This is a genomic window from Arcicella aquatica (assembly GCF_034928825.1).
GTDB classification, from domain to species: domain Bacteria; phylum Bacteroidota; class Bacteroidia; order Cytophagales; family Spirosomataceae; genus Arcicella; species Arcicella aquatica.
Genome location: NZ_JAYFUL010000066.1, coordinates 1 through 25844 on the forward strand (window position 1 = coordinate 1; position 25844 = coordinate 25844).

Genomic DNA, 25844 nt, shown 5'->3' on the forward strand with positions numbered 1-25844 from the left:
ATTAGTCAGAAAAGCTTTAAGTTTCTCAAAGTCCCTCGACAATCATATTGGTGCAATAAAATACTTTATTTGTAATTATAATCTTGAAAGATAAACATTACATTTTTAGGACTACCAAAAATAGTCAATCTATAATTGTGTTTCCAAACTTTTAAACGATTCGTCCTAGATGTTACGAACTTAGACATTTTACTTTGTTTTTTCGCTTTTGGTGAATTTATTTCGGGGATGACTATTGTATTGCGGGCGTTGGAGACGTAAAAATAACTGTGAGTATAAAACCTTGTTATATAGCATGGTATAATTTTTTTAGTATATAGTAAGTTGTAAAACTAAGAGACGTAAATTTTGACAAACTTAAGTAGGTTTAAACAGCTTCATTAATTATTTTTTAATTATCATAATGCTTAATTATCAATTACTTAGTGTATTTTATCATTTGTTACTCCACATACTAAAACTCTTGAAAAAATTTAAAAGACATGAAAAATTCCATCTTAACATTAATGATAGTGGCTGGTATTGCCTTTGGGTCATGTAAGTGTGATTTGAATGCAAAGCATGAGACAGCAATTAAAACGGATAGTTTACCCCCTGTGGAGACTAATGCTGCCAATTCAAATTATAAGCCTGCTTTTGCAGGACAGACTAGAATAAAAGGAGTGAAGACAACTACGAGCTACGAAAGTAAGATACTAACCACATCACTCCAGAGTCCGTGGGGAATAACTAGCTTGCCCGATGGAAGATTATTAATAACAGAAAAGGCTGGCACCATGCGTATCGTTACTACAGATGGTCAGGTGAGCCAGCCCATCACAGGTATTCCAACGGTGAATGCTAGCGGACAGGGGGGTCTATTAGGCGTCCGTGTTGACCCCGACTTTACCACCAACAGAATGGTGTATTGGGTGTTTTCGCAACCCAATCCTGATGGCAACCTGACCGCGGTGGGCAAGGGAAAATTATCTACTAATGAAAGAACCATAGAATCGCCAACGGTTATTTATCGGGCTACGCCAGCCTATAATGGTACATTGCATTATGGTGGTAGAATCGTCTTTGATCAGGCGGGTAATTTATTGGTTAGCACAGGCGAACGCTCAGATTTAGTAACTCGTCCACAAGCACAGGCCTTAAATTCAGGGCTGGGCAAGATTATCAGAATTACGAAAGATGGTACAGAGCCATCAGGAAACCCCTTTGTAGGTCAAGTAGGTGCTAGAACCGAATTATATGCTTATGGTTTTCGTAATCCACAGGGTTTGGCTATTCATCCCGTTACGGGAGAGTTGTGGGAAAGTGAGCATGGACCTCGAGGTGGCGACGAAATCAATCGAGTTCGGGCTGGTGCTAACTATGGTTGGCCAACTATCACTTATGGCATTGAATATAGCGGAGAAAAAGTAGGAAGTGGTATTCAACAACAATCAGGCCTTGAACAACCCATTTATTATTGGGACCCTGTCGTATCACCAAGTGGTATTACTTTCTATAGTAGCGACCGCATTCCTGAATGGAAAAACAACCTTTTTGTGGGTGCATTAAGTGGAATGCACATTGTAAGGCTAGTCATTGAAAACAATAAAGTAGTAGGAGAAGAGCGATTATTAGCTAGCGAATCACAACGGTTTAGAGATATAACACAAGGCAAAGACGGTGCTTTATATGCCATTACCGACCAAGGAAGGCTGTATAGGATTGATAAGAAATAGTTAATTTACGATTGATATAAGTAGTTTTTCTATTTTATTCCCATTGCCAAGTAAGGGACTCAAGTCTCTCACTTAGCAATGGGAATTTTTATACACTTTGAAATATCTTGAAGTGCTAAGTGTATTGTTTATGGATGAGTTGTTGGCAAAAAATATTGTACAAGACATGATAGAAATAGGAGTAAAACGTTGGTTTTTTATCAGTTCAGTAACTATTGATGATAGCACTCTAAAGTCAGTGTTGAATGAAGCCTTATGGAAAAGCAGTTGATGTAATAGAAGAACTAGCATTAGCTTAGGCATCAATAAACCCAATTCATGATAAGCTTCTTAAAAGTATTTTTAGTCAATATCAAGTTATCATAGAGGTCGTTTGTCGTGTATAAAAGCTGTTGGTCTAAATTAAGTTTGTTTTTCTTCATTATGCTTTGGCATTCTCTACTTTTGCATGAAATAATGACAACTTAAGCCTCCTTCTCTTTGAACCAAAGCAATACGCATGGCAGAGATTAGGTTAATAGAAAAGATAAGAAAGGTATTAAATCCTTCATCAATATAGTCAATTTGAAACACATGTAAAATTGTGTTTTTGATTGAAAAGAAGAAAGGTTTGCTGTTTTACGGCAAGCCTGTTCTATAAAGAAGGGTTTTGTTAATTTTGCCTATGCTGTGGGCCCTCTAAACGCTACTATTATTAATGAATTATTTATCATTATTCTTATACTTTCTATACTTTTACATACCTGTAATTGGTAATGATTGATGAACGAGCGATTTAATACAATCCGATTTAACCTTATTTTTTGGACACTCTATTTTTTATACGAGTGGCTAGGAATGGGTGCAGCCACTGACCAATATTATGTCTATTTTATCAAAGCTTGTACTTCCGTGCCCATTGCCTTTGTGGTGTCCTGCTTATCTGTTCATTACTTGTTTAGTAAGTTCTATTTATTGGATAAAAAAACAACTTTTTGGTTGGGGCAAATCGTAGTAGCTGTAGTGTTTGTGATGCTCAAAAGATACATCAATTATCATTATTTGTACCAGATGTATTATCCCCAAGGGACATTAAAGCCTTTGATTTTCTTTCCAAAAATAATCATAGAGTTTGTAAATCTTTACCTGATTGTTTTTCTATATGGAACGTTCTTATTTATACGTAGTTGGTATCAACAGCGACAAACCTTGATTGAACTTAAACAAGAAAAAACAGCGGCAGAACTAGAACTGCTGAAATCGCAAGTACAGCCACATTTTATCTTCAATATGCTGAATAATATCTATTCAGGGGCTTTTAAAAAGAGTCCCGAAACGGCTCAACAGATATTGAAGTTGTCAAATTTTATAGAATACAGCCTTTATGATTCTAAAAAAGAAAAGGTTACCCTGACAGAAGAACTAGAATATATTCAGAATTATATCGCCTTACAAAAAATTAGGTTTGGTGATAAACTGGATGTTTCCTTCAATGTGTATAATGTCATCGAGGGCATACAAATTCCGCCTTTGTTGTTGTTGCCAATCATCGAAAATTGTTTTAAACATGGCGTGAATAAATCTATCAATGCGTCGTGGATACGCGTAGATATTGAGAAAAAGAATAACGAACTTGTTGTTAAGGTAGAGAATAGTATTGAAGAGGAGATTGAAGTGATGGCTAGTCAGAATGGAGGATTAGGGCTGAACAATGTGAAAAGACGCTTGGAAATTTTGTATCCGAGTGTGCATGAATTTAAAACGTATCGAGAAAAAAATAGCTTTTTAGTCGTATTAAAACTACAAATTAATAGATGAATCGTTGTTTAATTATTGATGATGAGCTTCCTGCACGCCAGCTAATTGAAACTTACCTTGAGGCATTACCCGATTTTGAGGTAGTGAAAATGTTCGATAATGCCCTCGATGGTTTTGTTTATTTACAAAACAACACGGTTGATTTATTGTTTTTAGATATTCAAATGCCTAGAATGACTGGCTTGGAATTGCTGAAATCGTTGCAGAAACATCCCAAGGTAATCCTGACAACGGCTTTTAGAGAATATGCCGCCGAAGGGTTTGATTTGGATGTGTTTGATTATTTAGTAAAGCCCATCAGCCAAGAAAGGTTTTTGAAAGCCATTTCAAAATATTTATATTTCAGAGAGATTACTCAGCAAAATGTGCTAGATGTTTCAACGTTTGAGGATGCTTATATTTTCTTGAAAGTAAATAAAGAACAAAAAAAAGTATATTTAAATGAAATTCTTTATATCGAAGGACTGAAAGATTATATCAAAGTTTTTACAACACAGGGGAGGTTCGTTGTCTATGAACGTTTGCGGTATATGGAAGCAAAATTGCCCGAATCAAAGTTTGTACGCTTGCATAAATCCTATATTGTGGCAATCGATAAGATAAGTGCTTTTTCAAGTGAATTAGTAAAAGTGCAAGAATATGAAATTCCAGTTGGAAGAATTTACAAGCAATCGTTTTTGAACAAGATTTCAGCGGGCATATAATTGTGATTGAGCGAGTTAGTGATTGAGTGATTTTTTTAATTATGTATTAATTACTATTGTTAAAAAATCACTCAATCACAACTCACTCAATCGCTCAATCACTCACTAACTCACAACTCACAATTAGAAAATCACTCAATCACTAACTCGCTCAATCACTCACTAACGACCACTAACTCACAACTCATCCACTCACAACTATATGAGGTACGAATTACGGAAAATAATAACAGCCTATCAACAAATTAATTTTGCTGAACGTCGACTAGCCCTCGCTACCGTTGTAAAACTACACGGGTCAGGGTATCGTCGTCCAGGAGCAAAAATGCTTATCGTAGATAATGGTACTTGGTTTGGTGCAGTCAGCGGAGGATGTTTAGAAGGCGATGTATTACGCAAAGCCCGTCAGGTAATGCAAGATGGCATACCCCGAATCGTAGTTTATGATACCATGGACGACTCGCAAAATGCCTTTGGCATTGGGCTAGGATGCAACGGAATTATTGACATCTTGATAGAACCGCTCGTTCCTTCGGCTTCATCAAACTTAATAGAGATTTTAGCCAACTATGTGCACAACACCGAAACCATTCAATATGCCACAGTAATAGCAACGCAATCGCCCGAAACCATGCCGATTGGCAAACGCTTTGCCGTTAATAACCAGCTAGCTGCTTATTTTCCTATGCTACCCTTTGAACTTTCGACACAAGAAGGTCTTATTGAGCATCGCGACTGCACCTTATTTTATGAAACCATCAAGCCAGATATACAATTGTTAGTGGTGGGTGCGGGCTACGATGCCGTGCCTTTGGTAAATTTAGCCCAACAAGTAGGACTGACGATTACGGTAACAGACGATTGTATTGCACATATTACCCCAAAGCGTTTTCATGAAGCTAGCTGTTTGGTATATAGCAGAAGAACAGATTTTGTAGAAAAACTACCTGTCAATAAATACACGGCTGCGGTACTGCTTTCGCATAATTATGGTTATGATAAAGATGCCCTTACTTACCTAATCGATACAGATGTGGCGTACATCGGCATATTAGGCCCTAAAAAAAGAGGGCAAATGATGTTAGATGAATTAAATATTCAGGATGAAGATGTACTGAGTAAAATTCATTATCCCGTAGGCTTAGACATCGGAGCAGAAACGCCTGAGGAGGTAGCACTCTCAATTATCGCCGAAATCAAAGCATTTTTTGCCAAAAGAGAAGGTGGGAAGCTAATACATCGGAAGCAGGGGATTCATTGATAAAAAGGCTTTTGGTAGTCGGATTTCGGCTTTCAGTTATTAATGCTATTTGCCGTGGCATCCCGACTTAGGAAGCGAGCGAGTTTTTATTCTTATCTCTAGCGAGGGACTTAAGTCCTACTGATTACCCACATCTTTTAAAACGTTGAAATGGAAATGTAATTATTGATCAAATTAGTTTAAATGTACATAAATAGTCTTTAAAACCAAGCGTTGAAGCCCTTATCTCTAGCGAGGGACTTAAGTCCCTCGCTAGAGATAATTATCTGATTATTAATAATTTACAAACTTATGGGTAGTCGGTAGGACTTAAGTCACCACCTAATAGGAAATTTTTGACAATATAACCTACTTCCTATACTTCAACACTCTACCATCCTTAATAACCCCTTTCCAATTAAGTCCAAAGCCAAAATTATAGGTATTTCCATTAGCGTCTTTATAACAGGTTAAGTCATAAGGTACGTCTTCGGCTTGTTTTTCTACTGTTTGCATATTGGCAGGCATTTGCATAGGCAATAACGCAGAGGGCTCAGATTTGCCAACAATGGTTTCCAGAATGGCTTGGTCTTGTACGCCAAAACTCAATAAAATCGCCGATGCAGAAGCCTCTATTTCCGAGAATACCATTGGATTAGTAGTACTTACCGATACTATCACGGGCTTATCTTTCATTAATATTTTGGTATTATTAACCAATGCAGCATCTGTAACGTTAGCAGTTTTGGCCATTTTACCTTTATAAGAACGGTTCGTGAAATTTTCCATCGGGTCGCCACCAGCTATACTCGTCTCACGGGCTTCTGTAGCGGTATAATCGAAGTATTGCAAACTAATCGGGATATAGCCGTTGCCACCGTTTTTCAAATCCTCTTTGTCATAGCCAATTGTAGCCTTTGGATTTTCGATGAAAACTAAGGCAAAATCTGCTTCTTTGGGATTGTCAGTTACATTAAAATGCTTTTTCACGATGTCCATATTGACAGGATAGTCTTCAGATGAAGGCGTTTCCATGCCTAAGAAATTACGACTAGCAGGTACAAATCGTTTGGGTACATATACCGTTTTTCTAGTAGTAATAGGCAATGTTTTAGCAGTGTTTTTAAGCATCACGATAGATTTCAACTGTGCTTCATATCCAGCCTTCATATAGGCAGGCTTGCCAACAATCGCTTTGGTTTCTGCTGGGTTCAAGTATGGATTTTCAAATACGCCTACTCTGAAAATATTCTTCAAAAGTCTCACTGCTGATTGTTCCATGCGGGCCCTCATTTTGGCCTCACCATGTTCTTTGATACCCATTTGGTATGCTTCTAACACGGGCTTCATGTCGTTGTTACCACCAAATTGGTCTACACCCGCCATCAATACTTTATAGTGTCTTTCGGCTAGACTAAGACCTTCTACTCCCCACGACTTGCCATCAATAAATACGTCCATCGCCTTATGGTCGCCCGTCACAAGCCAGTCGGTACATACCACACCATCGTATCCGTATTTGGTTCTCAACAAATCAGTGATGATATATTTATTGTAATTGTTAGCTACATTCTCATGGTTTTTCTTGTCCTGATTCCATGAAATAGTATAGTAGGGCATCACCGCCGAAGCCATCTTCGTTTGTCCTTTTAGCTTAAATGCTCCTTGGGTAAAAGGAATAAAATGTTCTTCAAAATTATTACCGGGATACACCGCAAATTTACCATTGGCATAGTGTGCATCACGACCAGCCTCACCAGCACCACCGCCAGGCCAGTGTTTTACCATTGCATTGACACTTTTCATGCCCCAAGCAGTTGACTGAAAACCATCACAATAGGCTTGTCCCATTGCTGCCGAAAGCCAAGGACTTTCGCCAAAAGTACCATTAAAACGTGCCCAACGTGGCTCTGTAGCAATATCTACCTGTGGCGAAAGCGCCGTAGTAATACCTAAAGCACGGTATTCAGCAGCGGCAATTTTACCAAAAGTCTCAGTCAACGCAGGATTGAAAGTAGCAGCCATGCCTAATGAACTTGGCCACATAGAAATCTCTCCACCCGATGCCGCATCGTATTCTGCCTTAGCTGATGTGCCATGTCGAGGGTCGGTACTGTTATTAGCAGGAATCCCTAAACCAACACTTTCACAAAAAGCCTGCATTTTGTTGTTCCATTGAGCCGCAATCTCAGGTGATTTTACCGTCGTAATCAACACATGGCGAAGGTTATCTTCGGCTAAAAACTTCTTTTGTTGATCAGTTAAGTCAGTAGGGTCAGTTTCACCCTCTTGATAAGCTTTACCATGATAAGTACCTGCAAAGTAACCTCCCGCACGAGCAGGAATAGCTTGGTGTGACGAATAAAGCATTAAGCCTGCAATCTGTTCGATACTTAATTTAGACGCCAAATCTTTAGCACGAACATCACTCGATAAACGCCAGTCTTCATACTTATCTAGCTTGCCATTTTTATTCAAATCCTTAAATGCAAAGCCATCAACCGTTAATATTTTCGTACCCACCGATGGCGAATAGCCTATACTTTGTCCTCCTAGATTTTTAATGATATTAAAACCCGCCATTGGGCTTTCCGACCATTTTTTTTGTGCGGTTGCAGTTGAAATCAGCCCTAATACAAGCCATCCTGCAAGTATTGTTTTTTTCATAGAATGTTTTGGAATAAATTGACAAACATTATTTAATCATTTTGATACAATAATGCTTATTTTTTTTCTAACGTCCTATCATAAATGCTTAAAATTTACTTTTTTGTTGATTAAATATGAAAAATTTACTTTTTAGTGTCATTTTCTGTGTTTTGTCGTGTTCAAATAACAAATAAACACCAAGCAGTTGATGCTTAAAATGTAAGCATTAGAGACCTTAGTTAATAAGGTGGAGGATGTGGCAAGCTAATATTCTGAGTAATGTGTGGACATTCCCCTTGAACTTTGTAGAAATTATTTCTGGTGATGGCAAACAGGTATATCGCGACCGAATGGATTTGCATACTACAAAACAGTTTGGTAATCAGGACTTTAAATTTAAAGTAAACTTAAAAGGCAGAAAATGGGCACGACTAGAGCTCTGGGATGTAGCTGCCAACGGAGCATTTACGCAGTCGGTTTATATAGAGTAGGAGGTATAAATAATTAGCACTTCGACTTGCTCTAAAAAGCAAGTCGAAGTTGTTATAGAGAGGATTTTAATCTCGACAAACTCGTTCAACATTTCTATAACTAGCAGTTGCCTTCTAAGAAGGCATGACACTTTGACATAGTGAAAAACACTACGCCAAGCAGACGTTGATTAATGATATAAAAAGACTATTTTTATGTCAACCTATTTTAGGTAAACACAAGGACTTACATTTAAAAACATTAAATCTTTATCTACAAAATAATCAAAAGAAATGGAAACAATAAACTGGAAAAAAATCCAAAAACTAGATTTAGTTAAGCAATTAACTAACGAAAATATACCAAGATTAACAAATACTACTTACAAAGGTTATTTTTCAGATTTTGAATATGCAATGAATAAACTAGATTTTCTCACCTCTAGAAATTTATTAATTGTTTTATTATGGAATAACTCACAAAAAACATTAGCAGATATTCAGAAAAAAGGTATTTTTAGAGCAACCAAGCAATTAGAAAATAATAAAACTATTTTAGGTTCAATAATTGATGACTTATTACAAACGACAGAAATTATCTCAAAATTAGATAATATAGAGAAAGAGTATTTGGAATCCATATATAATTTATTTGCAATATTTCCTTCTTTAAAAAAATGTCAAGATAACGTTATAAAAGAAATTAAAAGTTTCAAAAATAAATATCCAAATGGTTCATTTATAAAAACACTAATGGCATGGAATGATTATCTTTTTGTTTCAAGTTACATTCCTGATTATACAAATGATTTAATCCAAAGTCAGACAAAGGAAGAACTATCGGAGGCGATATCGTACTTAATTTATAAATACACTACTATATTTCAGGATGATCCTATTCAATTTCTTATTGAAATGAATTATTTAGAATCTGAAGAATTTGAAAACCTTGTTGTCAGTATATGTACATTTATAGATATTAGAGAGAAGGAAATTAATATAGATTATTTTGGTTACAGATGCATTTTTGAGAAAGGTAGACTTATTATTAAACCTCCATTTGAGGATTTTGAAAAGTCACTAAGATTGGGATACATACGAACAGATATTCAATATCTGAATGATATGATGTATAATGCAAGAATACAGGAAGACAGTGGAGGCTTATTATTCCAACATTTTATTGAGGAATTGATAAATAAAAGCTCAATAAAATTTATTCATTTAAATCATACGTTAAATTCTACACGTTACTCATTTGTAATTCCCGAAATTGTTCATGAAAAGATATTAGTAGATTTTTTAGGGACAGATCGTTTATTTATTGATGAAGTTAATTATTTAAGATATTTATATAAAGAGCAACAACTTGATTTTGAAAGCTTGAATCAAATAAAAATTAAAGAAAACTTAACACTTTATGAGTTTATAAGAATTAAAAGGTTCTTTAATTTTATGTTTTTTGCATTCTCATATGAAGTATTTAAAATAGAAAAGGATCCTTATACGATTATAAGGTCATTAGTTCCTGTTTTAACCATTACACAATTATATAAGATAATAAATCCACTTTTTGAAAAAGATAAAATAGATTCTTTTTTGGAGCTAATCAGCTGGAGTCGTGATTCGAATTCTATGTTAGATTTACAATATTATCCTATTTATAAATCTAAAGAACTTATCCATATATCTTTATCTGTACTAGCAAACTCTAGTTATATTAGAAATCTTTATGCATCAGAATATTCTAAAGGGAATAATGCAATAATGAGTGATGGGAAGAAAGATTTATTAACAGAAAAACTAGAAAAGTTTCTTAAAAATGCTGGCATTAATGTTCATACTGAAATTAATGTAAGCACTACAGACATAGATGTTTTGGCCTGTTTTGATTCAACTCTATTTATTTTTGAATGTAAGAACGGATTACATCCTGTAAACAGTTTTGATCTTAGGGGAACTTATAATCATATAAAAAAAGCAGAGCTACAACTTGGAAAAATTCAAGAATTGTATAAAAATGGGAAGTTAGCCCAAATCCTTAAATATAATTGTGATATTGAGTTAGATGATATTCAAAATATAAGTTATTCTATTGTATTAGGTAATCGCCTTTTTAATGGTAATATTTTTGATTATCCTGTAAGGTATATTAGTGAATTAGTTAATATAATTGAAACAGGTAATATTCATACAGAAGAAGGCACTTTCTGTATTTGGGAAGAAAATCGAATAACAGCTAAAGTATTGTTAAACTACATGAGCAATGAAAATGAAATTTTTAAAATTTATACTGAACTTCTCAATGAGACTAGATTATCAAAAAAGTTTTTTGATTCAGTAATAGAAATGGATACATACGAAATTAGTACTGATAAGAACGCTATGAGTAATATTATAAAAAAATATACAAATACCTTCAGAAAGGTAGAAGAGTAAAGTTAGTTAATATAACTTGCGAGATCTAAACGTATTGGTAGTGGCTTACAGATGGCAATTGATACAAAAAGCTCTGAAATTCTTGTTAAGCAATACTTCCCAAAATAATATTTCATGAACAATAGACCAAATTTAAAGAAGCTACATGAAGCTGAATTATTGAAGATACAGCTGAGAAAGATAAATTAGAATTCAGTGAATATCTTCGTAATGAAAAATTGAAAAACCAAAAACGAAGAGTAAAAAAACACGAATACATAAGCTAGCGCCGTAACTCAATAACAATAAAGCCACTTATTTTTGATAAGCGGCTTTATTTATCTACTCTAGTTCTTCTACTTTAACCTTGCAGGGGGGTAGGGGAGTAATGAACTCATTAAAACAACATCTTATCTTTCAACAGACCTAGAAAATCCCATTTCTCCTTCTTTGCCATCGTTTTCGATAATACTGATGGCATAGATATAGGTCTGACCTTTTTCTATTTTTTCATCAGTAAACACAAATGAGTCAGACGGCATCGTGTGTACTTTTACAAAATCACCACCCGTAGCGTTACGTCTGTAAATGGTATAGCCTTTACGATTAGAATAAACGATTTCTGGGATGCTAACCTCTACACCAGCAGTGATATTGCGTACATAAAACTCGTTTACCGTTTCAGTTTTAGGTTTTTCAAGACTAAATTCTGTGGTAGCACTATAGGCACTAATGTCACCACTAAAAGCCACCGATGCTACTCTGTACTGATATGTTTCCCCTCTTTGGATAAGGCTATCCACTAAAAAGGCATTGCCTGCTTCTTTAGGTTTCACAGTAACATATTCTGTATCACCTTTCTTTCTTCGTTGTACCAAAAAGGTTTCAATCATATTATCTTGTGTTCTGGTATCATCCCACATCACCCTTAGTTTCCCGTTGACATAATAAAAATCAATATTAGCAGGAGGATTGATGTCAAGTTTTTTAACCGGTATAATCACGACTACATTGCTATAAATACTGGTATCTTGTCTCAAGTTTTGGTTTTTTATGGCATAATAATACTGACTTCTACCGCTCAATGATTCAGAAGTATCGGTATACTTTTTTTCTTTGATAGGGCCAGCAATCAAATACATTTTTTTAGGCGATGTGCCTCTGTAAACAAAATAACCATAGAACCCCGGTTCATCAGCCGCTTGCCATGTTAATGAAACATCTTTCCCTTTGTTAGCAACTTCTAAATTGTAGGGAGGTAACGGTTTCGAGAACTTAGTGTACGTGCCTACTCCTTGTGCTGCTACAGTTTGTTCGATACCAATTCCTGCTAAAAACAAGGATTTTACTTGGTAACGATAATACTCTCCAACCTTTATGGCATAATCTGTATAAGTGGTATCTGTAGCAGAAAGGGTGGCCAATGTTTCCAGTTTGTCCTGACCGTCGTACCTAGCGATTTGAACCCCTGTTAAATACGGTTTGGTAGGTAGTTTATCCCATGCAAGGCGAATACCGTTCTCAACTTCGCTTACTCTGACAGAATAAATCAAAGGCATGGTTCTAGCCTCTACCCCAAACACTACAGCAGTATCTGAATGAGCTCCCTGATTGTAGATTTCATCTTCCGCCATCAAGTATGCCGTAAACTGTTCATCTTTACCGACGTTTCCAAAATAATGATAGGTAAGGGTATCTTGCGTGTGATTTAAATTTGGGAGAATCTTTGTGCTCGGCAACGTTATGCCTCCTCTGCTAGGTATCACCCTTCCGCTAAGTGCTGTAAGGAAGAAAGGCACCGTTAGTAAACCTCCTGTGGGGTCAAATGCCGCACGATTTTTCGGTTTAGGAAGCGTGGTCATCATGGCTTCCGAAACCTTTAGTTTCCAAGAAATGCTTACGCTTGAGTCTGTCGAGCGAACAAACGATACCTTAGGTTTAAGATAAGGCAAGGCATAATTGCCAATTTTACTTTGAGCAAGAGCCACGCCCCAAGGATATTCCGTTTTGTTTTTATCAACCCTAATTACCTGATAATAGACTACTTCGTCTTCTTTTACGTCAGTATCTAGGTAAATTTGACCAAGCATCATACGGGTCTCGGTAATAGAATACAGAAAGCCATAATCGTTTGCTTTCACATGCTTATCTACAAAGTCAAGAAGTTCCTTGTTTGTTTTTTGCCCCAGAAACTTTCTAACATCGGCTAGGTCATTCTCGCTAAATAGCTCTTTTAGTTCTTTCTCGCTACTAGCTTTTTTAGCCTTTCCAATTGTTTTAAAATTCTTCAAGGGCGACTTTGCTTTCGTTGAGTCGGTAATCAGCACAAAGGGCATTCTCTTGATGATAAAATGGTCTGTAGCCTGCAAAATAGCAGTGTCTTTTCCCGCTACTTCATCCCTACCAGCTAGGTAAATATAATTGCCCAGTTTAGACGACGCTACTTTTAGTACGCGTGGAGGTTGCATTGGCACTTGTTGGGCTTGCAAACTTACAGTTGCCCAGCACATGATTAACAGGATAAACGTTACTATATTTTTCATAATATTTTTCTATTCAAGAATTAGTTTAAGCGAATATTAACACTTGATCCTGCGCTAGATACATTGAAGTCTGCTCCAACACTTAAACATAGTTTAAATCCTACGCCACAAGGAACCCAGTTGCTTCCGCACGAGCAATTGAAGCTACCGTTTGGATAAGGGATGCCCCAATAATAACTAAAACATGGGCAGACTGATGGTGGCGAGCAAAATGTAATGTTGATTGAATTACAAGAGGCTCTGTCATCTGAATAAAATTGCGTTGCCATACTGCTGCTACCTCTTAGAAACCAAGTGCCATCGTAGCCTCCTTCTAGATTTATACTTAGTGCACCCATTGCACCAAGGGTCATACCCAAAAGCGTAACCCTTACATCGGATGATGAACTAAAGGCTGACTTGGCATAAAACTTATTTTCAGCAGTCTTATAATACATCTCTAGGTCTCCCGAAGAAACATATTTAAAATAGAAGCCAAATGCCTTAAAGCCAGCTATTTCGGCATTGAGTCGTCCACTGAAGTTTGGTACTTCCACCGTTCCTTTCAAATATATGGCATTCATGGTGCCATCACTATCAAGTACATCTTTTTTTACTAAACTTAATAACGCTATCGCTACTTCAGGAGCACCAGGGGTACTTTTGTTAAAGTTAAAACCAAGTGCTACAAAAGCGTTACCATTTAATAGAGCACCAGCATAGGCTCGGGCATTAAATCCGAAGAATAGAGATCCACCTTCTAAGCGAGCTGGAAAGTTCGGGTCTGGTTTTGGTGCTAAGGCATAAATTACGCCCTCTATTTTTGTATTTACACCATCAAGCAGTGTTACATCTTTATCAATATTAGCTGATTTAACAGTGATAAGTAACGAAGTCTTACAGAAGTCTGCTTTAAATTCCATAGTACCCCAAGGTTTATCTTTCATCACCAGTACCCCACTACCATATATCACTGGGTTGTCATTACAATTGGTGTTATCAAACAGAATTCCTACCGTGGCATCTTTTACCATGGCTACTGTTTTGGGCACACCAAGTGGGCCTAAGCTTCCTTTCAAGAATACATCGTATTTACGTGTTCTAGTATCAATATCAAACCCTCCACCTATGTTGTGCCACATGATAGGGCCTGTAGCAACACCAGCGTTGGTTGTAATACTGGCTCCAAGTTGGAAGCCACCTGCTGCATAACTATAGTATTTAAACGATGCTCCAAATTCTTTAGTTGCCATTTTCAGGGTAGAATTGGCTTCAAAACCCTGTTTTTCATCATCAAACTGCAATTTTACTTTTCCTGCAACCGTGAATCCTGCGGTTTTCATTTCTAATGCAAATTCATTCAACATTATTTCAGGGCCACTACCAACATTGCCTACCACAAATGAGGCGGAAGCAGTAGTGGAGAATCCTTCAATTGGAAAGTTGATACCCCCATTAATTCCTATTGCCCATGTTGCCTGACCTCCTGTAAGTTGTTCTTTGTCAGCGGCTTGTAGCTTAACTGGCTTAGATGCATCAGTAAGTGCTTTAGCCATGTCTTTCATTGAGATACCGTAACCAATGTTCACTAGTAAGGTCTTGATATTGATCTTCGCTACCTTCAAATCTACTACTGCATTGGGCGAAGCAACCATATATAAGTCCCAATTTTTACTACTTAACTGAAACTTATTAATCACCATTGGGAATACACCTGTCAACACCGACTTGATACCTGCTGAGCCCCCAGGAGCAGTATAGTCCAAGCTTCCCGAGGTTTTGAATTCAAAGCTTCCAGCACCAAAATTATAGCTCAAACTGATGTTACCATTGTTACCCGTAGTCTTAAAGGTTAACCCATTCATGGTCAATCCTGATGCAGGGAGTAGCACTACGCCTGCTAAGGTAGTTCCTGAGCCTTCTTGCGTTGTTAATGAAAGTGATTTGATAATCATTGTCCCGTTTTCTTCGTTTCCTTGAAGAAGCGAAATCTTTCCAGACATTGACAAATTCGGGTTGTTTGTACCTAAACCCGACAAATCCATCTTACTCACCACCAACCTAAAGTTGTGCATAGTGGCTGTAAAAGGATTACCACTAACACCCATACTGGTTTGAACAAGATTAGTGGGTTTCATATTAAACCATTGGTAACTATTGGCGGTGTTTTCAGGTACAATTAATCCTGCTATTGTAGGTAATTGGAAATACGTCCTTAAACTGTAGCCAGTGCTACTAAGGCTAGCGTTATTTTTGTTCACCATTAAACTACCCATAGCACCTGCTTTTATTTCTAGGTTGCCAGTTATTGGTGTTGTGAAAAGAATCGTTGACGCAAAGCTTTGCCCTGCTTCTAGGAACCTTATCTTCAATTTCCTAGTACTGCTTAACTCGGAAATGGTAGATCCACAAAACACATAATTGAAAATTCGTGTTGATAAACTATCCTTCACTACTGCATCTGGTAGGCTAATGGGTAGATTATCAGATGCACTAGATGAACTGAGTCGAAGTACGAGCTGGTCACCGCCAACGATGAATTTTGTTCCTTCTGCTAGCGATACTGATTTAATCTTGATAAAAGGATTACCTTGTACCTCAATTTGTGCTAAGCCAAATGCCTTTACGTTCATTACAGACTCTTTAAAGGTAACATCGCCCAAAGGCACGGCACTGATGTCTGTAGCCTTAGCCTTTATAGGCACATTGCTAAATGTCAGGTTTGCATTACTTCCTTCTACGGTATATAAACCATTAGAGGCTACTGTTAACGAGCCAGTAATCTCAAAATTTCCTGCACTTATTTTCTTTATTTTAGTAATGGTTACGGGGAAACCAGCAAAAGTTTGTAGCCTTGGTGCGTCGGGGTCTATAAACTGCACAGGAAAATCAACGGCTTTTGAGGTTTCTCCTGCCGCCACTTTAACTTCTATAGGAGCAATATAGGATGGATGCACTACACTAACTGTATATTCTTTGCCTGCTGGAAGTGTAAGCACATATTTCCCATTCGCATCAGTAATGGCCTCATAAGGAAGACCATCAACATATACCTTTGCTCCCGATAGTCCCGTTGCCTTGTCTTTATCACTGATTACTCCAGTAATTACTAGGGCTGGTGTTAATATCACTTTTAAGTCTAATCCACTAACGCCATTAACTATTTGGAATATTCCAGAAACTTTCATGAATAATGCCCCGCCTGTCACTGGCTCAATAACAAAACCATGCATTCCTGGTGTACCTGTGTAAGACCACTTAACACCATCTGTTGCATTAAAAACCTCCTTACCATCAATCGTTACTTTTCCTCCAACAATCTTCTTGTTGCTCAAGCTAAACTCTAAAAGAGCACTACCACTAGGTGTAGGAATAAGTTTTGTGTCAGATTCAGATGTCACGTAAGAGCCCTTCACTTCTTCGCCTGCACTGAAATAAGTTGGAAAAATGTCCTTCACTTGTCCCGTACCAATTCCTATAAGATCTGCAGTGATATTATTCTTGCTCTGGTATTTCAACGGATCTAGACCCCATAGATAGGACTGCCAAGTACTTGCAGTGTATCCACCCGATGGATATGTTGCAGGCATCATATAAAATGTTATCTCTTTATCGACATATCCATCAGCATAGCAATCAAGTTTATTACTTGGAGCCTTCACTGGATAGGGGACCTTTAGGGTAAAATAGCCATTTTTTGTGGTACGTGCAGAGATATTAGTACCTCTTAGGGTTACTAGGGCATTTTCTATGCCATCACTAGTTGTCGACGCACTAAACTTTATTCGACCAATAATGGTTGCTACTAATTTTTTAAGGGCAATATTTTTGGTCTGAAGTTGTTGCCCGTCTTGTATCACTGCATCTACTTCCGTAGCGCTTTCCATAATACGAGTATCTGTAACGGATAATTTAACAATACCTCTCGGTAGAAGCCATGGTAACTCAGCGAACTTAAAATAACCACTAGCATCAGTTATAGCCGTATATACAGTATTGACGTTCTTAGGTACGCCGGGTCTAAGATCATACGTTTGAATAGTGGCTGTAACTTTTGAACCGCTTTGAGGAATGCCAGAGAAGGTAACAATACCATCTATCTGGTTTTTACTTACGTTAAAAACAAAGTTTTTTGTTACACGTGTAACGATTTTGGCAGTGTCTGATGTACTTCGTACAGGCAACGTTCCTAACGGATAATAGACCGATTCTGTTGATGGATAGCTTACTTGTACCAAGTAGTCATCAGGTGCAGTACTTCTGAACAATCGTTTAAAAGTGTTTCCATTGCTACGTTTAGCCAGTACTACATAACTAACGTTATTGTAGGTTATAGTCTCGGGAGAGTTACCAAATACTGCCTTCATTACTGGCGATGCATTGTATTTGGCTTGATTTAATAAGAAATTGAGCGTCAATCCAGGATAACCAGTAGTCACTAATACTAGTGGTTTTACCTGCATAGAGATAATCTGTAAGATAGTCGTACCAAGGTTGGTATCGTAGCTATTAGTGCTAGTTTTTACCAATTTTACCGTTTGCGTAACAGGGTAAAGTTGGTTATCGGTATGCTTAGCTATGATATAAACCCCCTGACACATATCAGCCGTGACGGTATTGAAGCTTATACTATAAGTACCATCCGAAGCCGTTTGGGCTGTACCGAGTACAATTGATTCTCCTGAAAACATTGTTCCATACAATGTTACCTGACCATTATTTAAATTGTATTTGGTTGTGCCTGGGGTAGGGTTATTAACAGGCAGACTTGTAATTGATTCTGCGGCGGCATTCGTTGCTAAGTCTGTTAATGTACTCGTACCTGTTTCATCAGTTTGTTCTGAAGAAGCATAAGCAAAGGTAACCTTCCCCTGTAAAATGCTGTTTACAGGAACGACAGGAGTTGTAGTCTCGACTAGCGTTGATCCTGTACCACCACCTCCTCCAGTACTTGGGAAAGGTGACGAAGCGGTTCCACCTGACACACCACCAGCATTGGCAGGTGCTACACCATACTTAAAATTAGTAACTGTGCTCTGTCCATTATTCCTAAAATTGGTAAAACCATTAGGGTCAAAGGCCGTAACCATCATGGCATATCGTCTGCCAAGGGTTAATTGCGGATCAGCAGGGCTATACACATACATATTACCCATTACTTCTTTTTCAAAGAAATAAGGTTGAGTAGCACTCATAATGGCATCGTTAGGATTACGATTACCAATAATTTCTACAATACGGACTCTGTACCATGTAGTAGGAGGGGCACCGGGGGGCGTACTCCAACTAAGTGATACTAATTGAACGGAAGTATTAGTGATTTCCATCGCATCCATCGGTGCGATTATCAAAGGGGGCTCTAGGTTAGTTACACTAAAGTTATTACTGCAACCAATGGGTTCTTCGGCACTTACCGGAACATTCGTATCATAATTATAGGCGCGGATACACAACCGATAATTGGCTTCGGGAAGACCGTTCCCACGGATAGCTTCTGCCGAAGTGATTCCGACATAATCAAGATGGTCAAGATCAAAGAATGAAGTAAAATCTCCACCATTTAAGACCTTCATCTCGCCAGGTGACATCACAAGTGGCGAAGCACTTCTAAAACTAGACTGTACTCGCATTTCAATTCCATTGTCGCCCGAAACAACACCCCTAAGTTGAAGCCGTTGTTCACTAGTAGTAGTGTTTAAGAGCGTAATAAGGATTTGTTCTGGGTGCGAAGTATAGTCGGTAATGCGATACCGATAGGGAGGAATAATTTGTACGGTTATTCTTATCTGTGCAAACGCACTATTAGTAAATGAGCATAACAGTAAAAAAAACAGAAACCTCTTGATAAGTACGCACTTAGAGCCTGGTTTAGATAAGATTGAAATCATGTTAAAAAGGGTTAGCTGTTTAATACTCTTTCGGTTATACATTACCGAAACAATTGTAACAAAATTAATTACATATTGCTGGCAATTTTAAAAAGGTATTCCAATGAGCATATATTGGATGTGAATAGTGTATTTATGTATGTAAGAAAATGATTGCATTTCGCATTGAACTCTTCAAGTTTAGAAATAGCAATCTTATAAGATATTATGGATAAATACATATACGCTACTGAACAAAGCCACAGTCTCTTTCATTATACGAAAAATCGCTTGAGAGGGTATCGGTAGATATCACCAACGGTGTATTAAAAATTCTTTTGATTATATAAGAATGCCCAAGTTTAGGGATGGAAGGTAGTTGTCTATTTGTAATAATACCGTATGGTGTATTTTCAGTGTGGGGAATGTTGTGTGTATTGGGGGAGAGGAGAAAAAAGAGGAGGTTTTACCTTTACTATTAGCTGGTGACTTAAGTCGCTAGCTAATAGTAAGGGGTTGAATAAGCTGAATTTATGACTTAGGTTGATCAGCCGTAAAAGGCTGATTGTAATATCGTCTACCTGTTGTTTTATACAACGCATTAGCGACTGCTCCAAACACAGGAGGGAAGGGAGGCTCGCCAAGTCCAGTAGGGTCAAGGTCATTGTGAACAAAATGCACATCCACTTTTTTAGGTGCTTCGTTATGACGAATAATGCGGTAATTATTAAAATTATTTTGTTCTGCTGCGCCGTCTTTGTGGGTCAACGCTCCATAAAAAGCATTTCCGATGCCATCTACCACAGCACCCTGCACCATATTGCTTGCTGCGTCTGGGTTTACTACAATACCACAATCAATGGCACTCGTTACTTGTTCAACATAAGGTTCGCCATTCCGTTCTATCATATCCACCACATGGGCGGCATAGGAATTATGACAAAAATAAGCAGCGACGCCCCTCTTTTTGTTATTGTTTTCAGGGTTACCCCACTTAGATTTTTCTCTTACCAATTCCAAAACCCCAGCATATCTATCCGCATCATATTCATTATTTTTACCTACAGGATTTTCCTTAGCACGTTTTAATAATTCAAGACGGAAAGCAATAGGGTCTTTTCCCATAGCTTCTGCCACTTCATCTAAAAACGACTGTTCCGCTGCTGCATTAAAATTAGAACGAGGCGCACGGAATGCACCAATCGTAATATTAGAAGGAATCTCCCAACCTTCAGCTAAGTAATTATCCACTGCACCAGCAGGAAAACGATTCGCATGAACAGGGTGTTCAGGAATACCTCCGCCTTTTACATGAAAACCAATCAGGTTTTTATTGGCATCTAAAGCCGCACGATAGGTAGCCGTGTACATCGGGCGATAGATTCCATAAGTCATATCATCCTCGCGGGTATAAATCAATTTGATAGGCGCTTTTATTTTCTGAGAAATGCGAGCGGCCTCATATACATATTGACCATACGCTCTCCGTCCAAAACCTCCACCCATGCGGGTCATTTGAATTTCAATCTTGTCAGCAGGGAGGTTTAAAATTTTTGAAAGCGTAGGCTCTACCCAACCCGGTGCTTGTAGTGGACCAGCTACTACGGCTTTATCTGCTGAAACATGTGCGAAGAAATTCATCGGTTCCATACAGTTGTGTGCCAAAAATGGCGCATTATAAGTGCGTTCGATAACCTGAGCGGCGTTTTTGAAAGCAGTTTCTGGGTCGCCATCTTTCCTTAATTGCTGTGCTGGTTTTTTAGCATATTCAGCCATTAATTCCATTTGACCACTTGTGGTTTCCAATCTGCCCGGAACTGTTACTTCTCTTTTTCCACCACGCCCCATCATCGTATCCTTTACATCACCAGTAGGCTCCCACTGTATTGTTAGTTTCTTGCGAGCATTCATTACTTCCCAAGTAGAATTGCCCACAACAACCAATAAATCGTTGAATGTACGGGTATCAAAACCACCCTGCTCGAAACCATCATCATATAATTTGAAGCTAAAAACATGTTTGATGCCTGGCATTTTTAGGGCTTGAGTAGCATCAAAAGATTTTAATTTCATACCAAATGCAGGTGGATGCTGAATCATGGCAATCAACATACCCTCTACACGGTAATCCATTCCGAAAAGTGGTTTACCCATGACTACTTTTAAGCCTTCGGTATTTTTCTTTGAATTCCTTACAATCGAAAAATCTTTAGGGGCTTTCAGCTTCACGTCTTTCGGTACAGGGATGGTGGCGGCTTTGTTGGCTATTTCACCATATTTTGCCGATTTTCCGCTTGAATGAGATAATACGCCTGCTTTTGTCGTGATTTCTGTAGCAGGAACGCCCCACGTTTGAGCAGCCGCTTCTATGAGCATCTGTCTAGCTGATGCCCCTGCATTTCTCAAGGGTTTCCAGTACATCCTCACCGAATTACTGCCCCCTGTAAATTGTGGACCTAGCTTTACATTATCGTGCGGACCCATTTCTACAACCACATTCTTCCAATCTACGTCCAATTCCTCTGCCACCATCATGGGTAATGAAGTCATTACATTCTGACCGAATTCGGGATTCGGACACATGATTTTGACGATATTATCGGGCGTAATCTTGATATATCCATTGAGTTCACTCCATTGTTCGGGCAAATTCATTGAAGTCATTTTGTCTGCCGACTTGAAACTCGACAGCCAAGTAAAGCTCAGCATCAATCCACCGCCTGTAAGAGCGGAAGATTTTAGAAATGAACGACGGCTTTGTGTGTTATTATTTTCCATGTTGATGTTTTTTATGCTGTGGGCTATAGGCTATAAGCTGTAGGCTTTATGCTTTAGGCTAAAAATATTGCTTACAGCTTACAGCCTATTGCCTAACGCCTACAGATTTAATTGCTTCCTTAATACGTAAATAAGTTCCACAACGACAAATATTACCACTCATGGAAGCATCTATCTCTTCATCTGAAGGATTAGGATTCTCTTTTAATAAAGCGGCCGCACTCATCATTTGTCCTGCCTGACAGTAGCCACATTGAGCCACGTCGTGTTCGAGCCATGCTTTTTGTACGGGGTGAGTACCATTGGCAGACAAGCCTTCGATAGTAGTGATGGCTTGCTTGCCAACTGCTGATACAGGCATACTACAAGAACGAATAGCAGTTCCATTCAAATGAACTGTACAAGCCCCACACATGGCCATGCCACAACCAAATTTGGTACCAGGTAGATTAAGGTGGTCTCGTAAAACCCAAAGCATTGGAGTTGACGGGTCAACATCTACCTGTTGTATTTTCCCGTTTATTTTTAGTGAGTATTTTGCCATAGTCTTAAGTAGCTACTTTATTGAGAATTGAACGAAATTATATAAATAAAACAGTAATAAATAATGTTTTTCAAATAGAATCTTATGAATTTCAAACATAGCCTTGGTTAGCTACAAATTATGGGTAAAGGGCTGATTGTAAAAACGCTACCAATGCCAAGAGGCAGTTTACCTGTAATGATTTTCGGTAAATCAACAATGCGTTGACTTCTGCCAATCATCTTAAAGCCTTTGATGTTTCCATTAACTATACTTGAGTGTGGTAAAACTAATTACCATCAAAAATATCTTTTTGTTTGAACAAGTAGATGCATTAATGATAATTTTAGACCAACGTCTGTGTATTCCCACAAACTACAAGCAAGAAGGAAGTTGTTGAAAAATAATAAGGGTGTATTTTTGTGTTTAGTATAGTAGGACTATTTATAAATGTAAAGAATCAATAAAATGATAGATAATGTAGATTTAATTAAGCCTTTGTTACAATTTGAAGAGGAAGGTGATTTTATTACCGTATTAGTACTAAAAAGAAAAAAAGATTTTATTGAGGAATATGCTAAACACCAATCTGTTAGAACGATTAAGTCTTATACATTTTATGCTATAAAAGATTTGGAGGAAAGATATGAGGAGATAAAAATGTTGTGTGAAGTATTTAAAGCGAGGGGTTATATTAACTTTAATACTAGAAATGATAAAAATGTAGCATTGAAAATGATTGCTAAATTAGTCAGCAATATAGAATCTGGAAATAATAGAAGTAAATATGTATATGATAGTGTTATTGGTGAAATGCCTTCTAAACAAAAGCGATGGGTTATCGATGTTGATAAAGAAGAATTACAACATATTGAATTTATTAGAAAGACCATTAATGATATAGAGCCCGAAGGAGACAAGATTATTACTGCTATTCCTACCTTAAATGGAGTACATTTAATAACTAAACCTTTTAGATTAGATACTTTTAAGACGTTGTGTGGAAATAATAATTTTAATGTAGATGTTCAAAAGAATAATCCTACATTATTGTATATTCCAGATAGTTTAATAGAGGACAAATGATACAAATTGAACTTGAAGAGAAAGTATATTAATTATCATTTGTCTGTGCCACGAAGTCAGACATTTCCTAAAGCGAGAAATTAAATCGTGTGTTATTAAAAAATCTTTGACCCAGAACTAGCAATGGCAATTAAAATTGAAATAATATTTCCTAATAAAGCACCCCATATAGCAAAATTTTGTCTTTTTGAGAGTAGCCAAAAATACAAAGAAATAAATGTATCAGGAAAAAAATAAAACAATATACTATCACTACAAGAGTGCCTTCTGGTGCATTTTCAGTATGAAAACGAACGAGACCTAAAAAAATGAAAGGAACTATCAAATGAATAATAAAATATAAAAAATCGTTGTTCTCTTTTTCCATATTTATTTTTTAGATAGGGTATTTAGTCGTCTTTATTTGCTCTAAAGACTTTCTTTCAATCTTTAAAAATAACTAGCATCACGCTAAATATCTACCTTTGTTTTAGTTTGATCAAGGACAAAAATAACAATTAATAATGAATAATAACGAATTTGTAAATCGAGTTGTAACCCTTAAAATGCGAAATGGGGTATATTTTAAAGGGATTTTATTGGGTTTAGGGTCAAAATGGGCATTACTGAAATATATTCCTGTCGACTTTGTTACGGATGGTTATGTGTTGATAAATACAAACTATATTTCAACATTTGATATGGCTGATGATGATATTTTTACTGAAAAAGTAATCAAACTAAAACAAATTAATGTTGATTTAAAATATAAATTTGACTTGGAATCACCAAATCAGGTATTAGATATCTTGAAAGAAAACGCTGTTTTAATAGGAATTGAATTGAAAAATCATCAGAAAATGTATGTTGGTATCATCAAAATAGTAAGAGAAAAATCAATGAAAGTACATTTAATCAGCAAAGCTTGTGAATGGTTGAAGGAAGAGACATTTTTATACAATGAATTGAGGGCTATTTATTTTGAGGGTGATTATTTATATTCGTTGAATCTCTATATTCAATCCCTCCAGTAAAATCATTAAGAATCAATACCATAATGTATCTTATGCTTTTTGAAAAAATGTTTTAGAAGCTCATATTTCCCTATACAAAAGTCGCCAGTTTTAACCTGTTTTGAGGTTTTTTTATAGCCATTACATTCAAAGCACAGCTCTATCCATTCAAAAGGTAGTCCCTTCTTGTCATAAAAAACAATGGCATTTCTTGGATAATAACACATACTTTCTTCCTCATATTTTTTTGTTTTAAATCCATAGTTATACAGGATATAAGTTAATTCATTTAGCTGCTTTTGATTTAAAGTAAATGACTCAAAAATTTTTGGCTGATTTTGTAAATCAGCAAATATTGTAGATTCAGTGACACCAGTTATTAAAGTATCTATATTGATATACTCTTTAAATGAGATTATTTTCACTAAAGAAGATTGGTTAAATGGATAAAACTGTTTTCGTTGAACAGCAGAATATTTATTTAAAGGCACACATTTTAACCATTTTTCATTGGGAGATGGGGGAGGAGGTAAAGGATTTCTCTTTAAATTTTGAGATACCCCATTCATCATTAGTACTCCATTCATTATAACTGTTATCAAAAGTAATCTTTTCATTTTTATTGGGTGTGAATATTAACTGTTATAAATATTCAATAAAATAATAAAATCCACTCTCGCTTGGCGTAGTGTTTTTCACTACGTCAGTGTGAAATTATCAATCTTTTTGGTATAATCAGGCAAAAAATCAATGCCAAATCTTTTGTATTTGATATATGAATCCAGTTCAATTTCCTCTCCCTCAATCTTGCTAGAATATACTGAAGCCACCGAAGTATAAAAACTAAAAGTATCCGTAGAGAGTTCAGCATCATGTAACTCATTAAAAGCCTTTATTACATCGACAGGAAAGCCTAAACGATATGCTGCTAACAAATCAGAAGGAATAATTTTTAACGGATAGTCGGCTCAAGCGGGATTTTTGGGGGATAAAAATTTCAAGCATATATTTTAGAGAGTCTAAAGAGGAAGAATTTGACATCTCTCACACCTCTTGATGTAGCTCTGAAGGATTTTACCTTTG

16 protein-coding genes and 1 pseudogene are annotated in these 25844 nt (G+C 36.9%); 10 read left to right on the forward strand and 7 right to left on the reverse strand.

What is annotated here, in order from left to right:
* The 6 genes and pseudogenes from VB264_RS23250 to VB264_RS23275 form a co-directional block, all read left to right on the forward strand.
* Positions 1-94 (forward strand): annotated as a pseudogene (locus VB264_RS23250) (IS1 family transposase); the annotation flags it as partial.
* A 388-nt stretch (positions 95-482) separates the two neighbouring features.
* Positions 483-1715, forward strand: a complete 1233-nt coding sequence (locus tag VB264_RS23255) for a PQQ-dependent sugar dehydrogenase (RefSeq protein ID WP_323253515.1) — start codon at positions 483-485, stop codon at positions 1713-1715.
* A 97-nt stretch (positions 1716-1812) separates the two neighbouring features.
* On the forward strand, positions 1813-1986 hold the full coding sequence (locus tag VB264_RS23260; RefSeq protein ID WP_323253517.1) for a hypothetical protein: 174 nt from the start codon (positions 1813-1815) through the stop codon (positions 1984-1986).
* Positions 1987-2477: 491 nt separating this feature from the next.
* Positions 2478-3512 carry a sensor histidine kinase gene (locus VB264_RS23265; RefSeq protein WP_323253519.1) on the forward strand — a complete coding sequence of 345 codons (1035 nt, stop codon included), beginning with the start codon at positions 2478-2480 and terminating at the stop codon, positions 3510-3512.
* Positions 3509-4216 carry a LytR/AlgR family response regulator transcription factor gene (locus VB264_RS23270; protein WP_323253521.1) on the forward strand — a complete coding sequence of 236 codons (708 nt, stop codon included), beginning with the start codon at positions 3509-3511 and terminating at the stop codon, positions 4214-4216. The genes VB264_RS23265 and VB264_RS23270 overlap by 4 nt, the downstream gene beginning before the upstream one ends.
* A gap of 202 nt (positions 4217-4418) precedes the next feature.
* Positions 4419-5477 carry an XdhC family protein gene (locus VB264_RS23275; RefSeq protein WP_323253523.1) on the forward strand — a complete coding sequence of 353 codons (1059 nt, stop codon included), beginning with the start codon at positions 4419-4421 and terminating at the stop codon, positions 5475-5477.
* Positions 5478-5825: 348 nt separating this feature from the next.
* Here VB264_RS23275 and VB264_RS23280 read toward each other — a convergent pair whose 3' ends face one another.
* Positions 5826-8123, reverse strand: a complete 2298-nt coding sequence (locus VB264_RS23280; RefSeq protein ID WP_323253525.1) for a glycoside hydrolase family 3 protein — start codon at positions 8121-8123, stop codon at positions 5826-5828.
* 236 nt (positions 8124-8359) lie between these two features.
* On the opposite strand from VB264_RS23280, the gene VB264_RS23285 reads away from it, so the two are divergent.
* Together VB264_RS23285 and VB264_RS23290 are read left to right on the forward strand one after the other, a co-directional pair.
* On the forward strand, positions 8360-8596 hold the full coding sequence (locus VB264_RS23285; protein WP_323253527.1) for a hypothetical protein: 237 nt from the start codon (positions 8360-8362) through the stop codon (positions 8594-8596).
* 273 nt (positions 8597-8869) lie between these two features.
* Positions 8870-11014, forward strand: a complete 2145-nt coding sequence (locus VB264_RS23290; protein WP_323253529.1) for a hypothetical protein — start codon at positions 8870-8872, stop codon at positions 11012-11014.
* Between the two features lie 389 nt (positions 11015-11403).
* Here VB264_RS23290 and VB264_RS23295 read toward each other — a convergent pair whose 3' ends face one another.
* The 4 genes from VB264_RS23295 to VB264_RS23310 all read right to left on the reverse strand — a co-directional run bounded on the left by VB264_RS23295 (position 11404) and on the right by VB264_RS23310 (position 22704).
* Positions 11404-13536, reverse strand: a complete 2133-nt coding sequence (locus VB264_RS23295; protein WP_323253531.1) for a fibronectin type III domain-containing protein — start codon at positions 13534-13536, stop codon at positions 11404-11406.
* A gap of 20 nt (positions 13537-13556) precedes the next feature.
* Entirely contained in the window at positions 13557-19403 is a 5847-nt protein-coding gene (locus VB264_RS23300; protein ID WP_323253533.1) for a carboxypeptidase regulatory-like domain-containing protein, read from the reverse strand.
* 510 nt (positions 19404-19913) lie between these two features.
* A complete protein-coding gene (locus VB264_RS23305) occupies positions 19914-22160 on the reverse strand; it encodes a xanthine dehydrogenase family protein molybdopterin-binding subunit (protein ID WP_323253535.1) in 2247 nt (748 codons plus the stop codon).
* 85 nt (positions 22161-22245) lie between these two features.
* Positions 22246-22704, reverse strand: coding sequence for a (2Fe-2S)-binding protein (locus tag VB264_RS23310; RefSeq protein WP_323253537.1), 459 nt, complete (start codon positions 22702-22704; stop codon positions 22246-22248).
* Between the two features lie 447 nt (positions 22705-23151).
* Here VB264_RS23310 and VB264_RS23315 point away from each other — a divergent pair, with 447 nt between their 5' ends.
* Positions 23152-23769 carry a hypothetical protein gene (locus tag VB264_RS23315; RefSeq protein ID WP_323253539.1) on the forward strand — a complete coding sequence of 206 codons (618 nt, stop codon included), beginning with the start codon at positions 23152-23154 and terminating at the stop codon, positions 23767-23769.
* A 503-nt stretch (positions 23770-24272) separates the two neighbouring features.
* The gene (locus VB264_RS23320) at positions 24273-24782 is read left to right on the forward strand and encodes a hypothetical protein (protein ID WP_323253541.1); all 510 of its coding nucleotides are present in this window, start codon (positions 24273-24275) and stop codon (positions 24780-24782) included.
* 5 nt (positions 24783-24787) lie between these two features.
* On the opposite strand, the gene VB264_RS23325 is transcribed toward VB264_RS23320, so the two are convergent.
* Together VB264_RS23325 and VB264_RS23330 are read right to left on the reverse strand one after the other, a co-directional pair.
* Positions 24788-25378 carry a hypothetical protein gene (locus VB264_RS23325; RefSeq protein ID WP_323253542.1) on the reverse strand — a complete coding sequence of 197 codons (591 nt, stop codon included), beginning with the start codon at positions 25376-25378 and terminating at the stop codon, positions 24788-24790.
* 81 nt (positions 25379-25459) lie between these two features.
* Positions 25460-25696 (reverse strand): hypothetical protein, encoded by a 237-nt coding sequence (locus VB264_RS23330; protein ID WP_323253544.1) that lies wholly within the window; start codon positions 25694-25696, stop codon positions 25460-25462.
* Between the last annotated feature and the right edge of the window lie 148 nt (positions 25697-25844).

Coding starts and splice junctions, on each gene's coding strand:
- VB264_RS23320 (WP_323253541.1), top strand. CDS start 24,273: ATGAATAATAACGAATTTGTAAATCGAGTTGTAACCCTTAAAATGCGA.
- VB264_RS23275 (WP_323253523.1), top strand. CDS start 4,419: ATGAGGTACGAATTACGGAAAATAATAACAGCCTATCAACAAATTAAT.
- VB264_RS23295 (WP_323253531.1), bottom strand. CDS start 13,536: ATGAAAAATATAGTAACGTTTATCCTGTTAATCATGTGCTGGGCAACT.
- VB264_RS23290 (WP_323253529.1), top strand. CDS start 8,870: ATGGAAACAATAAACTGGAAAAAAATCCAAAAACTAGATTTAGTTAAG.
- VB264_RS23315 (WP_323253539.1), top strand. CDS start 23,152: ATGATAGATAATGTAGATTTAATTAAGCCTTTGTTACAATTTGAAGAG.
- VB264_RS23300 (WP_323253533.1), bottom strand. CDS start 19,403: ATGATTTCAATCTTATCTAAACCAGGCTCTAAGTGCGTACTTATCAAG.
- VB264_RS23325 (WP_323253542.1), bottom strand. CDS start 25,378: ATGAAAAGATTACTTTTGATAACAGTTATAATGAATGGAGTACTAATG.
- VB264_RS23305 (WP_323253535.1), bottom strand. CDS start 22,160: ATGGAAAATAATAACACACAAAGCCGTCGTTCATTTCTAAAATCTTCC.
- VB264_RS23285 (WP_323253527.1), top strand. CDS start 8,360: ATGTGGCAAGCTAATATTCTGAGTAATGTGTGGACATTCCCCTTGAAC.
- VB264_RS23310 (WP_323253537.1), bottom strand. CDS start 22,704: ATGGCAAAATACTCACTAAAAATAAACGGGAAAATACAACAGGTAGAT.
- VB264_RS23255 (WP_323253515.1), top strand. CDS start 483: ATGAAAAATTCCATCTTAACATTAATGATAGTGGCTGGTATTGCCTTT.
- VB264_RS23265 (WP_323253519.1), top strand. CDS start 2,478: ATGAACGAGCGATTTAATACAATCCGATTTAACCTTATTTTTTGGACA.
- VB264_RS23280 (WP_323253525.1), bottom strand. CDS start 8,123: ATGAAAAAAACAATACTTGCAGGATGGCTTGTATTAGGGCTGATTTCA.
- VB264_RS23270 (WP_323253521.1), top strand. CDS start 3,509: ATGAATCGTTGTTTAATTATTGATGATGAGCTTCCTGCACGCCAGCTA.